Origin of the sequence: Butyrivibrio fibrisolvens (assembly GCF_037113525.1) — a bacterium.
GTDB classification, from domain to species: Bacteria; Bacillota; Clostridia; order Lachnospirales; family Lachnospiraceae; genus Butyrivibrio; species Butyrivibrio fibrisolvens.
Map to the genome: position 1 here is coordinate 4425441 of NZ_CP146963.1, position 15435 is coordinate 4440875.

Below are 15435 nucleotides of genomic sequence, written 5' to 3' on the forward strand. Positions count from 1 at the left end.
AAACAATATGCAAGCATAGTTTCGCTTGACGGCCTTGTGCTACAAAAATGAGCACGCTTCCCTTAGAAGACGTGCTCATTTTTTATTCTCTATTCTGATTTATAAAGATGCTACAAATCTGTCGAATGCTTCCTGACCTTCAGGAGTACGCTTATAAACGCCTGCATCTTCAAGGACGTGCATGAATACTTTACCGATCTCGTCCTGAAGAACTGTATCTATGTTAGTCGCATCGATCTTGTCGTAGTTTTTAGAAAACTCATCAACCCAGTCTGCATGCTTTTCAAGTACTTCATCCCCTCGGATATCCTTACCTGAAAGAATCGCATCCTTGAGGCTCTTCATCTCATCCTTAAGACGAGCAGGAAGAACTGCAAGTCCCATAACCTCGATAAGTCCGATATTCTCCTTCTTGATATGATGAAGCTGTGCATGAGGATGATATACACCAAGAGGGTGTTCTTCTGTCGTTATGTTATTGCGAAGAACAAGATCAAGTTCGTACAGGTCGCCGCGTTTTCTTGCGATTGGTGTGATGGTATTGTGAGGTGTTCCATCTGTTTCTGCAAAGATAAATGCTGCCTCATCGCTGTAGCCTCTCCATGACTCAAGTATCTTATCAGCAAGGGCTATGATCCTGTCGGTATCTGGTGCTGATAAACGGATAACAGACATTGGCCACTTAACGATTCCGCTGTTTACATCTTCAAAGTCTTTAACTGTAAAGGTTCTTTCTACCTGAGCTTTGGCCATTGCAAAGTCATAGTGACCACCCTGGAAGTGATCATGTGAAAGGATTGATCCGCCTACGATAGGAAGGTCTGCGTTTGATCCTACGAAGTAATGCGGGAACTGCTTTACAAAATCAAAAAGCTTGCAGAATGTTGCATGCTCGATTTTCATCGGAACATGCTGTGAGTTAAAAACTATGCAGTGCTCATTGTAATAAACATAAGGTGAGTACTGGAAGAACCAGTTGCTGTCATTGATTGTAACCGGTATTATTCTGTGATTCTCTCTTGCAGGATGATCAAGTCTTCCTGAATAACCTTCATTTTCTCTGCAAAGCTGACACTTAGGGTAACCTGACTGCTTAGCGTTTCTTGCAGCAGCAATAGCCTTAGGATCCTTCTCAGGTTTTGACAGGTTGATGGTTATATCAAGGTTACCATAATCTGTAGGAGTGATCCATTTCATATCTTTAGCTATACGATACTTTCTTATATAATCAGTATCTCTTGAAAAAGTATAGTACCAGTCAGTTGCCTTTACAGGATCCGCTAAATAGAGTGCCTTAAACTTACCTATAACCTCACTTGGTCTTGGAGTTAGAAGCCCCATAAGCTTTGTATCAAAAAGATCTGTATAGGCAGGTGTTGATCCTTCGATTATCTTATTGTCTGCTGCGTACTGGCAAAGGACTTTCATTGTCTCTTCAAGAAATGTTCCATCATCGATCTTCTTTTGATCTATGTCTGAAGCAGTCTTTAAAACGTCATCTTCTGATCCTTCAAGCTCTGTAAGACCAAACTGCATCAGGATTGTATTTAAGGAATAAACGATATCTTCTTTTTCTATAAGACCTGTACGATATGCATATGCTACAAGATCTACAATATTTTTATCTATCATGTTTTTAACCTCATGTCGCGAGTGAAACGAGTGACTAATGGTTAAAAGTGGCAGAGCTCGCGATGCCACTTTTTAGAGTTTGAATGTTATTCAAACTCATAACCTCGTGATATACTTCTAAAATTTCTGAAAATAAAACATCCTTGAAACCATCTTCAAGAATGTTTTATGTCATAACAAAATCTAAGTAAAATCAGTGAAAACTCATTCAACTAAAACCGTATGAATGCATCACCATATTTATTCAATTACACTTATCACTCTATAACTCTTGGGCCGTCGCCTATTGATACGATATAGAATGTGCAATCATAACCAATCTTGTCCTTGTATGCCTTGCCAACTTTTTCCTTGAAGTCATCAATTGCTTCGTCCTTGACGATTGATACTGTGCAGCCTCCAAATCCGCCGCCTGTCATACGTGATCCGATGACACCGTCAACCTTCCATGCTTCCTCAGCAAGTGTATCAAGCTCGATACCTGTTACGTCATAGTCATCGCGAAGAGATACGTGAGAAGCATTCATGAGCTGACCAAACTTCTCAAGATCGCCTGCCTTAAGAGCAGCAACTGCATCAAGTGTACGCTGGTTCTCATATACTGCATGCCTTGCTTTAACTCTTTCATCATCATCTGTGATAGCATCCTTGTGAGCTTCGAACTCTTCAATAGAAAGATCTCCAAGCCCCTTAATGTCACATACTGTCTGCATCTGTGAAAGAGCGTGCTCGCAGGCACTTCTTCTTGCATTATACTGAGAATCTGTGAGCTTATGCTTCTTGTTAGTATTAGTAACTACGATCTTCATTCCATCAAGATGGATCGGTGCATAATCAAAAGAAAGATCTGCTGTGTCAAGGAAAATAGCGTTATCTTTTTTGCCCATAGCAGATGCGAACTGATCCATTATTCCGCAGTTGCAACCATTGAAATTGTTCTCTGCATCCTGTCCGATAAGAGCAAGATCCTGATTAGTTACATCAAAGCCGTACATATCACGAACAGCAAAGCCTGTGAGTACTTCAAGAGAAGCTGATGAAGAAAGGCCTGAACCGTTAGGAATGTTGCCGATGATTACCATATCAAAGCCTGTTTCGAGCTTCATTCCTCTTTTTTCAAAAGCCCATACAACGCCCTTTGGATAGTTGGTCCAACCTGCCTTGGGATCGTTTGGTACAAGGTCATCAAGGGATGTCTCGCGTCTTGAACCGTCAAAGTTAAGAGATACGAAACGCATTACGCGGTCAGTTCTCTTTCTTGCAGCAGCGTATGTTCCAATTGTGAGAGCACATGGGAATACATGGCCGCCGTTATAGTCTGTATGTTCTCCGATAAGATTTACTCGGCCTGGTGCAAAGTAGCACTTAACGCCTTCGTTGTCACCAAATTCTTTTGCAAAGCCGTCAAGAACGGCCTGTTTCATTTCCTGATCGATCATAAAATACCTCTTCTTTTTGCTTAAATATTGTTGTTAACAGGATGGCTGCGCATGGCTTTACGATAAGTGGGGTAGACTTCGCCTTCAGGACTATAACAAATGAAATCAAATGCCTCATGTGAAAATAACCTTGATTTTTCTAAGGGTATTCTCCGCTTCCGTTAACACGCTGTACTCTCGCTCCTAATACCCTAAGAAAAATCAAGAGCATTTTCAAAATCGGCATTTGATTTCATTTGTTATAGTCCCGAATTCCAAGTTACCGATTTCAAGGAACAATCTTGTGCGCTACTGTCCTTTGATTTTCTATGTTTATATTATAATATAATCTGCGCTTGTGTTAGCATCTATTGTTTTTGAAAACTGTCAAAATGTTAAAAAGCTTATATCCATCTTATTAAGCATTATTATCATGCCGAATCCGATAGATATAAGCCTTTTTAATTTTGATCGATTAATTAGATATCTGCGTCCATTGCAAGCTTTATGGATCCCATTATTCCCTGGTCATCGTTTAGGCTGGCAGGAACTATATAGTTATCTATGTCTTTAAGTTCTTTGGTTACAATATATCCGTTTAGCTGCTCCAGGACTTTTTTCCTTATAAGTGGAAAGAGCTGCTTCTGATGCATTACTCCTCCGCCAAGGATGATGATCTGAGGGCTAAGTGTCAAGATATATGTGCACAGAGCCTGAGCTATATATGTACTTTCAAGGTCCCAGACTTTATCGTCATCCGCAAGCTCTACAGCCTTTTTACCCCATCTGTCTTCAATAGCAGGGCCTGCTGCCATTCCTTCAAAACAGGTTCCGTGGTATGGGCACTTGCCCTTATAGGTATCTCCATCTGCTACTGCCATTTTGATATGCCCAAGTTCAGGATGGAGCATGCCGTGCAGGAGCTTGCCACCTGCCATAACTCCGCCGCCGACACCTGTTCCTATAGTAAGATACAAAGCATCTGTAAGGTCTTTTGCACATCCCCAGGTTATCTCTCCAAGAAGGGATCCGTTAACATCTGTATCAAAACCTATCGGTACACCCAGCTCTTTTTTGAAAGCACCGACTATGTCATAGTTCTTCCAGGCAAGCTTGGGTGTAGATGTTATATAACCGTAGGTCTTAGAATCCCTGTTAAGATCAATAGGGCCAAAACATGCTATACCGAGTGCTTTGATATCCTTATCTTTGAAATAATCGGTCATCAAAGGCATGGTCTCTTCAGGAGTCTTGGTAGGAATCTGCATCCTGTCAAGGATCCTGCCATTCTCATCGCCTATAACGCATATCATCTTAGTTCCGCCCGCTTCTATTCCGCCATAAATCATACCTTTTCTGCCTCCTAAAATTTTCTATTATCAGCTTAAAGCCATTCACATCCACTTTTATATTAACATCCCATCTCAAATCACTCACATAGAGAATCGTCAAAGTCGCGATTATTCCTGAGGCTGGCTGTTAATAAATGATTTTCTTGCCTTTGAAAAATATATTAAATTCAAGAGCGTGATAGATGGGATGATATATTCTGTTTGGGATTCATCTGTTTGAGCGTAGCGAGTTTATGAATCCCAGAATATATCATTCCAGATATCATGCCTTGAATTTTATATGTTTTTCACGGCAAGAAAATCATTTATTAACAGCCAGCCTCAGGAATCCCCCGCCTTGCGACTCACTCCTTCGTCACGTTAATGCCGAAGTATGCGCATATCTGCGCCAGTCTGTTGCCGTTTTTGGTTGATACCATTACTATGTTGCCGCTTGTATCGTAGGCGATCATGACAAACCTTGAATTCATGTCGAAAACGCAAGGGTTCGGGCCTTGGATTCCATATGCTTTAAGCATTTCTTCAAAGGTTGCCTGAACATACCTTGGTTCTACCCAGGCATGACTTATGGTTGTTCCGTCCATGAAATCGCCGCCAACTATGTTTCCGCCATCATAGTCTTCCGACACATCATCGATGATTCCAAAATATGATGCTACAGCTCTGTATTTTTCCATGGAAAGATCTGTTACACCCTCTTCAGGAATGCCGGGTTCCTCGCCATAGGTTATCTCGTCATAAGCATCACTGTCTGCGTTATAAACAAGGCCGAACTTTGCAGATATCTTACTACATTCATCTGCATCATCTGTGAAGATCACAAGAACAGCATCTTCATCATGCATTGCTGCATAGTATCTTGCATAACCTTCATCATCAGGGACTCTCATTACTACAGGATTGGGAACTTTATCATATCCTGTAGACGTCAGTTCGCTCTTATAATATTCATCTGTAAGGGTCATATCCGAAAGAAGTGTAAAGCGAATTTCAGATATGCTTCCAGGCTTTGCATAGATTGTTGTCTCGTAGCCATCGCCTGAGTTTTCGCTTATGTCGGTATATCCAAACTCATCCGCAACCTTTTTTACCGCTTCTTCTGACAAGAGACTTTCATCAAAATTGTTGCTATAGCTATCTGTTCCATCACCGTTTCCTCCGGTAGATGAACCGGATCCAGAGCCTTGAGATGAATTCAAAGCTTCCTGTCCTTCCTTAGTATTGGCCATTGTGCCTGCGTAGTTAAGCATAAAGTTGCCAAGGTCATTTATCCTTTGCGAATGATCACCTTCTACGGCAACCTCCTTTGTCACAATACTAATCTCGTCAAAGCCTGCCATATCTTCTAATGTAAAGGTATCAAGGATAACATAGAAATCTGTTCCTTTCAGATACCTTACTTCCCTGAAGTATTCTTTCTGGCCATTCGATCCTGAAAATTTAAGTCTTCCATTTCCGCTTTCATCTAATACAAATGTTGTATCAGTAATAGAACTATTCTTAGTCCATGTCATCATTTCAGTTTCAAGTGGTTCAAACTCTGCATCCGTGCAAAAAGATAGCATTATATCTTTTCCATCTTTTTTATGTTTTATAGTATATCTACCTTTTTCATCAATACTGTTTATATTGATAGTATAGTTTTCTCCGCAGTTAATAATCATGACATTATCATTAAAGGTCAGCTCAGCTGTAGATACGCCTGCTGCCTTACATGATGCGCATGAAAGTGCCATGACGATCAACAATAGAAAAGCTATATATTTTTTGCCAGATCTTAAAAATAGTTTACTCACTGATGTCTCCTTAAATAATCAGCTTCCAAAAGTGAATCAAAAAGATTGGTGTAGGTAGATGATCCGTAAAGCTCATACTTATCCTTGGCATATGTTGCTTCAAGCATATAGATACCTGTGTAGGCATCGCTCCTTGTCTGGGTTATCACACCGCCGTTATTAAAGTTAATGGAGAAATTGCAGGGAACAGCCACGAAGTATCCGCCATAGCTGGTGTCCTGTGTTACAGCACAGTATACTGCCGTACCGTCACAGTTGCCGTAGCTCTGGCCATCCTCAAGGCCAAACTGGGCGTAGGCTTTAGACAGGATATCGCTATTGGCCGTATCGATCTTGGTCAGGTGACCGCCGCATCTTATGGCACCAAGTACGTCCATAGTGAAATATAAAGGAACAGGGCTGTTTCTTGTTACATAATCAGTAGATCCTATCCGCGTGTCATCGTAAGACAGGTTGTAGCAAAGCCCCTGATACTCTCCACCTGTAATATAGATCGCATCCACTTTATTTTTGACAAGCTCAAACCCTTCCGGATCTTTCAGAAGTTCTCTTATGTTAGTCAAAAAACCTGTAGTTACTATGCGGATCTTGCCGTTGTAAGAAGACAGTACCTCCTTGTACATAGTCACCGCATTGTCGTACACAGGGTGGTTTGTCGTTTTGTACTGCCACAAAACTCCCCAGTAGTCACCATTGCCGCCATACTCGTAAGATACTGCTGCCTTGGATACAGGCACTGTTGTAAGTCCTGCATAATCCATGATTCCTTCAGCAGCTTTTATATTATTACCGGATGGATTTTTGGAACAATAGGCAAAACCTATGATATGGCACAGACCCTGATACTCAAGCTCCTGCGCTATTCGCACTGCTGTAACATCATCAATATCTGTAGACATGTCAACATCCAGAATAATGCCCACAGGTCCAGTCTGTGCCTGCTCCTGTTTTAGATCATCCTGAATATTTTCAACTTCTTCCTGGGCTTCTTCGCGGGCTTTATTATCTTCTGCTTCCTTCTGCTCTTTGGCCTCCTGAATCTCCTGATCTGTCATGCCGCTATAATCTTCTTCCGGCCCGACTTCCTGCTTTGCTTCATTTAAGGCGTCTTTAAATATATCCCTGTAATCCGACAAGGTGTCTGACGGCTCCTTTGCCTCCACTACAGGAACTTTTATGGTGTTTGCTATTAAGATGATAATTCCGAGAACAGCAACCCAGGATTTCTTCATGGCTCACCCTCAAAGAATCCATTAAAGTCTTCAAACCTTGCTTCAACTACTTTTTTCATCTGAACCGTAAGGTTTGTGTCTGATATATTCAAAGTTATATGAATTGAACCAACTTCTTCTCCCACAAGTCCAAGCTCGATATAGAGGGTATCCTCGCTGATCCAACATGCTTTAGACACAAAAGGAACCTCTCCTGTTGTATCACTTAACAGCCTCATTGTCTTTGGATCTATAAGAGGGAGCTTTCCTTCTGCCTCTTTGTGAAAATCAAAAGGAATGACGTAATCAATGCTACCACCTGAAGACTTCTGCTTTATAGCAAGCAGTCCCTTTGCATCACCCTCTCCACATCCTGATTCATTTTCAGACTTATATCCAAGACGAACAGACTCAAAATCAGAACTGTTTTCATGTATTTTATAAATATGATACAGCTTACTGTATTTCGGTTTCACTTTAAGTGTATCATATATACTTTTTTCATACTTTTCAAAATCAGAAGCATAGTCCAAAAGCGTATCATGGATAATATCAAGAAGTGGCTGAGTTCCACCTTTTATATTCTGAAGATCAGCAGTAGTCACTATCACAAGATTGTATTGGGGGTAAAAAAGTACATACTGTCCCCCCATTCCATACATGCAAAAGCCGCCTCTTATGCGCCAGAACATATATCCATATCCCTGGCGCTCATCTGTAACCTGACCCGTCTGAACATTAGGTGTTTTAAAGCTTACAGCTTCTTTCAGAAAGTCTCCGCTTTTCCCTTTACCAAAAGCTGTAGCTATGTCCTCTTTTGCAGCATCTTTCAAAAGCTCATTCATCACGAATCTGCCGACTATCAGAAGGTCCTCAGGATAACACATAAGACCTGATCCGCCAATTTCATCGCCAAAGGGATCCTTTATGATATATGCATCTTTTGAAAAAAGATATTCTGCAGGAATTTTAGTTCTAAGATAATCAAGGACGCCTACTCCGGAAAGCTTTTTTACCAGTGCTGCAAGGGTATGCGCTGATGATGTGTCATACTTAAACACCTTGCCACTTCTGTGAGATGGAGGTGTGACAAAAAAGCTCCTTACCCAGTTCAGATTTCCATGAAACTGGTAGGTGGTTGATGTATGACAAGTCTGCATGCAGAGCATGTCCTGAATCGTCATATTTGAAAGATAAGGATGAAAGCCGTCTTCAGGTTCATATTCCGGGAAAAAAGTCACGATCCTGTCGTCAAGCGCAAGTTTCCCTTCTTCTATTAGAAAGCCTATGGCAAGTGATGTGAAGGATTTAGTTATAGAGAACATCCTGTGCATCTTGCTGCTGTTGTATGGATATGCATACTCTTCAAAGATCCTGCTTCCATTCTGATCGGCAAGAAGGCTGTGAATGCTACCGCTTCCACCTGTTAATAGACCCGCTTTTTTTATTTTTTCCCAAATGGTACTGATACATTCTTTTGTATCGAAAGTGAGCATTGCAATTACTCCTTATATGTATCCTGATAGCGGTTTACGATAGAAAAAACAGATTGGGCTTTAAAGATCTTTAGCCCTGAACACCCATAAAGTGATAAATGATATATCCTGCCAAGAGCCAGGATGCAAGCGCAAGAAATGCTCCTGATACTTTTACAGGCTTGGTACTTTTTTCTTTTCCCTTTTTATCTTTTACAACTTTATTGGTCACAAAAGCCTGTGCCAGTCCATACATTCCAATGATAAAAAGAATAATGACTTCGATAAAATATACTAAATACATTTCCCCGTCCCCTTTTTCTGTAATTTAACCTTAATATAACATCTATCAATCTTGATTGCATCACATTTCGGCAAACATATCCTGAAACTTGCAGAGTCCTGAAACATTTTGGAGATGTGATTTAATAAAGAGTTTATACATTCATCGCAAAGCCCTATGCTATACTTTTCTTAGGAGGATCCGGACACATGGCTAGGACGAAAAATATCGATATGACCCAAGGACCAATCCTTAAGGAGCTGGTCCTTTTTGCATTACCTCTTTTACTTGGTAATGCCTTTCAGCAGCTTTATAACACAGTAGACAGCGTAATAGTGGGACAATTTGTAGGCTCCGCTTCACTTGCGGCTGTTACAAGTACCGCTATGATAATAAATACACTTGTAGGTCTTTTTGTAGGATTTTCTACAGGTTCATCCGTTATCATATCCCAGTTTTTTGGAGCCAAAAAAGATGACATGCTTCAAAAAGCTATCCACACTGCCCTGACAACAACTTTTATAATGGGCATCATATTCATGATCATGGGATATTTCATTACACCACCACTTCTCGTACTCATGAGAACTGATGCTAATGTTATGAATCCTGCAACCGTATACCTTAGAATTTATTTTATGGGAATCCTGGGGCTGATGTTCTACAACATGACATCAGCTATATTAAGGGCTGTAGGAGATTCTGTAAGACCTCTTATCTTCCTTATCATTACAAGTATCCTTAACATTATCCTGGATCTTTTATTTGTTATAGGTTTTAAGATGGGAGTTGCAGGTGTTGCTTATGCAACAGTCATATCCCAGTTTGTATCAGCATTTATGGGTATGTTCGTACTTATGCGTTCCAAAGAAAACTACGGCGTATCTCTACAAAAGATGCATATAGATCCAAAGATCCTTAGAAAAATATTTGCAGTAGGCCTTCCTGCTGGTTTTCAGATGGCTATAATCAGCTTTTCCAACGTATTCGTTCAAAGCTATATCAACAGCTTTGGAGCTAACTCTACCGCAGGCTGGGGGGTATACGGAAGAATTGATGCCTTCGTTATGCTTCCACTGCAGAGCATAGCCCTTGCAAATACCACCTTCACCGGCCAGAACGCCGGAGCAAGGAACCCTGACCGTATTAAACAGGGTATACGCGTTTCACTTCTTCTTGCCGTTATCATCACCGTTGTTATCTGCGCCCTGGAATACGCCGCGGCGCCTTACATAATTCGCTTATTTACAAGCGATGAAGCCGTTATGAAGTTTGGCATCATCTTCATCAGATGCAATTGTATGTTCGATTTCTTCTGCTGTTTTAACCAGATGCATGCAGGTGTACTTAGAGGTATCGGCGACGCAGCTGCTCCTATGGTAATAATGATATTCAGCTTTGTTTTGTTCAGGCAGATATATCTGTATACCATAACAAGGCTCACATCTTCAATATACCCTGTAAGCCTCTCATTCCCTGTTGGCTGGATCATGTGCAGTCTTCTCATGCTCATATATTTCAGACTAAGTCATTGGGAAAGAAGAATCAGTCCAAACTAATATATCGCGCGTATCCAAAATGTCTGATATAATGACAAGGCTGTTATTTAATATCGATTTAAAAGGTTGACAAGTTATTATGAATATTGTTTTATTTGAACCAGAAATCCCATACAACACAGGTAACATAGGAAGAACCTGCGTTGCAACCAATACAAAGCTCCACCTTATAGAGCCCCTCGGCTTTAGCCTTGATCAGAAAGAGATCAAACGCGCCGGCCTCGATTACTGGCCCAAGCTCAACTACGAAGTATATAAAAGCTTTGATGATTTTATGGAAAAAAATAACCATCCAAAAGTATGGATGGCTACCACTAAGGCACATAAAGTATATTCCGATGTTACATATGGCTCTGACGATTACATAATGTTCGGTCCCGAAAGCAGAGGAATCCCTGAAGAGATCCTTGTAGATCACGAAGAAGAATGTGTCCGTATCCCCATGTTCGAAGATACCAGATCCATAAATCTTTGTAACTCAGCAGCTATCGTTTTATTTGAAGCCCTCCGCCAGAACCACTTCGAAGGTCTTAACCTCAGCGGAGAACTCCACAAACTTCACTGGAACGACTAATGATCCTTCAATGATTATTTTTGATACCACATAAAGACCGGATTACGCCTTGTAATCCTCACATCATCTTCAAAAGTTCAACCATTATCTTGCCGCACACAAGAGCATCTGACTCAGCTCTGTGTGCGTCTTTTTGATCTATACCAAAATACGCTGCCATTGTCGGCTGCTTATGATCACTGGTACAAGTCACGCACTTTTTGCACATGGCAAGAGTATCCACAAATCTGATATCAGCATCAATCCCAAGCCTTTCAAATGTAGCCGATAAAAACCTCATATCAAAACTTGCATTATGCGCACATATAATAGTTTCACCACTTATAGCATCTCCTAGGAACTTCACAAACTCAGGATATGCATCTTTCTCTAAAGGCGCCTGCGCAAGCATAGCATTAGTAATATGATTAACCCTTGAAGCACTCGGCGGAACAGCCTTACCCGCATTGATCAGGGTGCCATAACTCTTAACAGCCTTTCCATTCTCAAAAAGAACTGCACCTATCTCTATGATCCTGTCATTACAAGCAGAAAAGCCTGTCGTCTCTGTATCAAAAGCTATATAGCGCTTTAAAAGCTTCTCTTTAACAGATTCTGTATCTTTTATCTGAACAGTACTAACACCTTTTTTCATAGCCTTTGTATAAGCCATGTTATCTTTTTCTGTCTCATGCTTGCTTTCCGCAATCTTATCTGCAATACTTTTCTTCCCAAACATTATCTCAAGTGCGTCCATATGAGTTCCTTCCCTCTGCATTAATAAAATCATTTTATCATACCAACAATAAGCTCACATAAAAAAATCCTGTTTGCTTATCGCATAAGATAAACAAACAGGTATGAATTACAGGATGTCGTGTGTCAGATAGAATAAAAAGCCTGATTATCAATTATTGTATAAAGTGTCTTTCCGTAGAAAGTCTGGCTTCCGTCATTTCTTTTGAAAGAAAGAACATTGGGGTTATTGAGATATGAGTACTCTCCGCTTAAAACCTTAAGGCAAAGATTAATCATATCAGGGCTTGTCTCTTCGGCGCTTCTGCCGCTAGCCCATGAATAAGTTGAAAACTGATTTTTCTGTGAAAGAACACCCTGGATCGTATTAGGATAGGCTGGGGACTGCACACGGTTCATGATTACTTCCGCAACTGCGACCTGTCCGTTAAATGATCCTCTAGCCTCTCTATATACAACATTGGCCATAAGGACGATTTCTTCCATTGTAAACTCATAATCATATCCGATTGGATCTGCTGCCATTATTGCAGCAATCTCTAATGCAGCCTGCTCTTCAGGTGAAAGCTCCTGAGCTTCTTCCTGTGCACCATCTGCAGATGATGCTGCTGCACTTGAATCAGTCTGTGCTGCACCCTGGTCTGTGCTTGCAGCACTTGAAGAATTTTCTGTTACATCTGTTACGTCAGTTGACACATCTTGTGTCGCGTTTTCTTCTGCGCGGGCTATGATAGGCTCACCAAAAGAAAGCACCGCAGTGGCATAAGCCATAGCAGTTGTCATAAACAATACTCTTTTTAAGTTCTTCATAACTTCGGCTGGATCGAACAAAGACAGTCATAAGTTCCCCCACAGAACTAATGCTGTAAAAGAAAACAGCCTAACTTCTCCTTACTTAAATAAAAATTATAGTTTTGTTGCATTTGTTACAACAGATGTAATAATAACAGAAAACCTATCATAAAATCAATCACATTTACAACTTTTTATAATATTTTTATGATAATCCTGGCCTCGTTTTTATGATCCAAAACGCCAAAACGCACCTGCCACGGGCATTTCAGCCTTTTGACAGGTGCGTCGTTTTATCAGCATTTTTTATGAACTACAGGATGTAGTTCGGACATGTTCAGAAATAAGGAGTTCTGTAAAGAACTCCGGATGTATTTCTATGTCGTCATATCCTCTAATCTGCCATGCTTTTCATAAGTAGTTGTACGAACGATCTTATTATCACCGTCAACAAATACAACCTGAGGATGATATTCCTTCATCTCTTCAGGGCTCATCTGTGCATAAGCCATTATGATGACCTTGTCTCCAACGCTGACGCATCTGGCAGCGGCGCCGTTAAGACATATAACGCCTGATCCTGCTTCGCCGCATATAGCATATGTCATAAATCTCTGCCCATTATCAACGTCCACGATCTGAACCTGCTCGTATTCACAGATTCCGGCTTTCTCCATCAGAGCTTCATCTATTGTAATAGAACCAACGTAGTCGAGAGCAGCCTGTGTAACTGTTGCACGGTGGATCTTACCTTTAAGCATTGTTAATAACATACGAACTCCTTTCGGGAACTTTCAAGTTTTATTCATACAAAAAGTTATCGATAAGTCTTGTCTTTCCAATATATACAGCCATTGCAAAAAGTGTTCCGCTCTTAACCTGCGTTTCAGGCTCAAGAGTGTCGAAATTAGCAGCTGATACATAGTCGATCTTTGCAAGAGGCTCTTTTTCTATAAGGTCTTTTTGTGCTTCTAAGATTTTAGCAGCATCCTTCTCGCAATTTTCAGCCATCTCTTTGCCAAGCTTTACTGCTTTGGAAAGAACAAGTGCTGCTTTTCTCTCTTCTTCATTTAAATATGTGTTACGGGATGACTTTGCAAGGCCGTCATCTTCGCGGATGATAGGGCAGCCTACGATCTCTATGCCGTAAGACATGTCTTTGACCATCTTCTTAATGATAGAGAGCTGCTGGGCATCCTTCATTCCAAAGAAAGCCTTATCTGGTGTTGCAATGTTAAAGAGCTTGGATACTACTGTACATACACCTCTGAAGTGAATAGGACGAGTCTGTCCGCAAAGGCGCTTTGGCATATCATTGAGGATCTCTACATATGTAGCTGCAGCTTCGCCGTACATCTCCTCTACTGAAGGATGGAACACAAGGCTTGCACCGTGCTCTTCAAGGAGCTTACAGTCTCTTTCAAAATCTCTTGGATATGTAGAAAGATCTTCTGTAGGTCCGAACTGTGTAGGATTTACAAAATCTGATACGATAACTCTGTCACATTGTGATACTGCCTTATCTACAAGGCTTGCATGTCCTTCATGAAGGTAACCCATTGTAGGAACAAGACCTATTGTGAGTCCTTCCTTTCTCCATGCTTTAACCTGGTCTCTAACTTCTTTGATTGTTTCTGCTTTGATCATAACTTCCTCCACCTGTGTCTCTATTAAGAAATTCTCTTTATATATCCTTCTTCACTGTACTTTGCATCAAGGCTCTGTAAAAACTCATCGGAGCAGTCACTCTTAGCATATGTCTGCTCAGGTGCCGGGAATGTTCCAGCCTGTACAGCTTCCTTATAAGCAGTAAATGCATTCTTCATAATTTCTCCTACTTCTGCAAAGTGCTGTACAAACTTAGGTGATACACCGCTTACCATGCCAAGCATATCCTGATATACAAGAACCTGTGCATCGCAGCAGGAGCTTGCGCCGATTCCTATTGTGATGATATCAAGCTTCTTGCTGATAAGAGCTGCAAGCTTAGGTGGAACGCACTCAAGTGTTACTGCAAAAGCTCCTGCTTCCTGAACTGCAAGAGCATCCTGAAGAACCCTTTCTGCATTAGCTTCACCTTTGCCCTGTACCTTGAAGCCGCCAAAAGCGTTAACTGACTGTGGTGTCATTCCGATGTGTGCCACAACAGGAATACCTGCATCTGTAATAGCCTTGATCTGAGGAGCCATTAAAGCGCCTCCTTCAAGCTTAACAGCGCTGCATCCCGGTGCTTCCTTCATGATGCGTCCTGCAGACTCAAGAGCCTGAGCAGGTGAAATCTGATAGCTCATAAAAGGCATATCTATAACTACAAATGTATTCTGACAAGCTCTTGCTACGCTTCTTCCATATACGATCATCTCATCAACTGTTACAGGAAGTGTGTCATTATATCCCTGCATAGTCATTCCAAGACTGTCTCCAACAAGTATCATGTCGATACCTGCCTCATCCATGAGCTTTGCTGTTGTAAAGTCGTAGCAGGTAAGCTGTGATATTTTCTTTCCTTCTTCTTTCATTTTGCGAAGTGTCGCTACTGTGTGTTTCATTCTTTTCCCCTTTCGTCAGTCCATTGATCCGGTAACTTCTATCACTTTGTTCTATATAA

14 protein-coding genes are annotated in these 15435 nt (G+C 41.0%); 2 read left to right on the forward strand and 12 right to left on the reverse strand.

Annotation, left to right across the window (positions count from 1 at the left end; translation table 11 throughout):
• Window positions 1–99: 99 nt before the first annotated feature.
• From galT to WAA20_RS18885, 7 genes are all read right to left on the reverse strand, one after another.
• Complete coding sequence (gene galT, locus WAA20_RS18855) at window positions 100–1632, reverse strand: UDP-glucose--hexose-1-phosphate uridylyltransferase (RefSeq protein ID WP_073385713.1); 1533 nt, start codon at window positions 1630–1632, stop codon at window positions 100–102.
• A 257-nt stretch (window positions 1633–1889) separates the two neighbouring features.
• Window positions 1890–3071, reverse strand: coding sequence for a galactokinase (locus WAA20_RS18860; protein WP_081373680.1), 1182 nt, complete (start codon window positions 3069–3071; stop codon window positions 1890–1892).
• Window positions 3072–3529: 458 nt separating this feature from the next.
• On the reverse strand, window positions 3530–4399 hold the full coding sequence (locus tag WAA20_RS18865; protein ID WP_073385714.1) for an ROK family protein: 870 nt from the start codon (window positions 4397–4399) through the stop codon (window positions 3530–3532).
• 347 nt (window positions 4400–4746) lie between these two features.
• Window positions 4747–6198, reverse strand: a complete 1452-nt coding sequence (locus WAA20_RS18870) for a hypothetical protein (RefSeq protein WP_073385716.1) — start codon at window positions 6196–6198, stop codon at window positions 4747–4749.
• Complete coding sequence (locus tag WAA20_RS18875) at window positions 6195–7430, reverse strand: nucleoside hydrolase (protein ID WP_073385717.1); 1236 nt, start codon at window positions 7428–7430, stop codon at window positions 6195–6197. The genes WAA20_RS18870 and WAA20_RS18875 overlap by 4 nt, the downstream gene beginning before the upstream one ends.
• Window positions 7427–8905 carry a serine hydrolase gene (locus WAA20_RS18880; protein WP_073385719.1) on the reverse strand — a complete coding sequence of 493 codons (1479 nt, stop codon included), beginning with the start codon at window positions 8903–8905 and terminating at the stop codon, window positions 7427–7429. Before WAA20_RS18880 ends, WAA20_RS18875 begins: the two co-directional genes overlap by 4 nt.
• Window positions 8906–8975: 70 nt before the next feature.
• Window positions 8976–9188, reverse strand: coding sequence for a hypothetical protein (locus tag WAA20_RS18885; protein WP_073385720.1), 213 nt, complete (start codon window positions 9186–9188; stop codon window positions 8976–8978).
• Window positions 9189–9376: 188 nt separating this feature from the next.
• Between WAA20_RS18885 and WAA20_RS18890 the strand changes: the two genes are divergently transcribed.
• Together WAA20_RS18890 and trmL are read left to right on the forward strand one after the other, a co-directional pair.
• Window positions 9377–10726 (forward strand): MATE family efflux transporter, encoded by a 1350-nt coding sequence (locus WAA20_RS18890; protein ID WP_073385722.1) that lies wholly within the window; start codon window positions 9377–9379, stop codon window positions 10724–10726.
• Between the two features lie 76 nt (window positions 10727–10802).
• Window positions 10803–11300: a tRNA (uridine(34)/cytosine(34)/5-carboxymethylaminomethyluridine(34)-2'-O)-methyltransferase TrmL gene (gene trmL, locus WAA20_RS18895; protein WP_073385723.1), complete on the forward strand. Its 498-nt coding sequence runs from the start codon at window positions 10803–10805 to the stop codon at window positions 11298–11300.
• A 58-nt stretch (window positions 11301–11358) separates the two neighbouring features.
• Here the strand turns inward: trmL and WAA20_RS18900 are convergent, their stop codons facing one another.
• The 5 genes from WAA20_RS18900 to panB all read right to left on the reverse strand — a co-directional run bounded on the left by WAA20_RS18900 (window position 11359) and on the right by panB (window position 15376).
• A complete protein-coding gene (locus WAA20_RS18900; protein WP_073385725.1) occupies window positions 11359–12036 on the reverse strand; it encodes a 3'-5' exonuclease in 678 nt (225 codons plus the stop codon).
• Window positions 12037–12161: 125 nt separating this feature from the next.
• Entirely contained in the window at window positions 12162–12845 is a 684-nt protein-coding gene (locus tag WAA20_RS18905; protein WP_139263616.1) for a cell wall hydrolase, read from the reverse strand.
• A 359-nt stretch (window positions 12846–13204) separates the two neighbouring features.
• Window positions 13205–13600: an aspartate 1-decarboxylase gene (panD, locus tag WAA20_RS18910; RefSeq protein WP_073385727.1), complete on the reverse strand. Its 396-nt coding sequence runs from the start codon at window positions 13598–13600 to the stop codon at window positions 13205–13207.
• A 28-nt stretch (window positions 13601–13628) separates the two neighbouring features.
• Window positions 13629–14474 carry a pantoate--beta-alanine ligase gene (panC, locus tag WAA20_RS18915; protein WP_073385729.1) on the reverse strand — a complete coding sequence of 282 codons (846 nt, stop codon included), beginning with the start codon at window positions 14472–14474 and terminating at the stop codon, window positions 13629–13631.
• Between the two features lie 23 nt (window positions 14475–14497).
• Window positions 14498–15376, reverse strand: a complete 879-nt coding sequence (gene panB / locus WAA20_RS18920) for a 3-methyl-2-oxobutanoate hydroxymethyltransferase (RefSeq protein WP_073385730.1) — start codon at window positions 15374–15376, stop codon at window positions 14498–14500.
• Window positions 15377–15435 lie beyond the last annotated feature (59 nt).

Excerpts from the sequence above, each read along its gene's own strand:
- WAA20_RS18880 (WP_073385719.1), bottom strand. The coding sequence starts at position 8,905 with ATGCTCACTTTCGATACAAAAGAATGTATCAGTACCATTTGGGAAAAA.
- WAA20_RS18905 (WP_139263616.1), bottom strand. The coding sequence starts at position 12,845 with ATGAAGAACTTAAAAAGAGTATTGTTTATGACAACTGCTATGGCTTAT.
- galT (WP_073385713.1), bottom strand. The coding sequence starts at position 1,632 with ATGATAGATAAAAATATTGTAGATCTTGTAGCATATGCATATCGTACA.
- WAA20_RS18860 (WP_081373680.1), bottom strand. The coding sequence starts at position 3,071 with ATGATCGATCAGGAAATGAAACAGGCCGTTCTTGACGGCTTTGCAAAA.
- panD (WP_073385727.1), bottom strand. The coding sequence starts at position 13,600 with ATGTTATTAACAATGCTTAAAGGTAAGATCCACCGTGCAACAGTTACA.
- WAA20_RS18865 (WP_073385714.1), bottom strand. The coding sequence starts at position 4,399 with ATGATTTATGGCGGAATAGAAGCGGGCGGAACTAAGATGATATGCGTT.
- WAA20_RS18875 (WP_073385717.1), bottom strand. The coding sequence starts at position 7,430 with ATGAAGAAATCCTGGGTTGCTGTTCTCGGAATTATCATCTTAATAGCA.
- WAA20_RS18885 (WP_073385720.1), bottom strand. The coding sequence starts at position 9,188 with ATGTATTTAGTATATTTTATCGAAGTCATTATTCTTTTTATCATTGGA.
- WAA20_RS18900 (WP_073385725.1), bottom strand. The coding sequence starts at position 12,036 with ATGGACGCACTTGAGATAATGTTTGGGAAGAAAAGTATTGCAGATAAG.
- panC (WP_073385729.1), bottom strand. The coding sequence starts at position 14,474 with ATGATCAAAGCAGAAACAATCAAAGAAGTTAGAGACCAGGTTAAAGCA.
- panB (WP_073385730.1), bottom strand. The coding sequence starts at position 15,376 with ATGAAACACACAGTAGCGACACTTCGCAAAATGAAAGAAGAAGGAAAG.
- WAA20_RS18890 (WP_073385722.1), top strand. The coding sequence starts at position 9,377 with ATGGCTAGGACGAAAAATATCGATATGACCCAAGGACCAATCCTTAAG.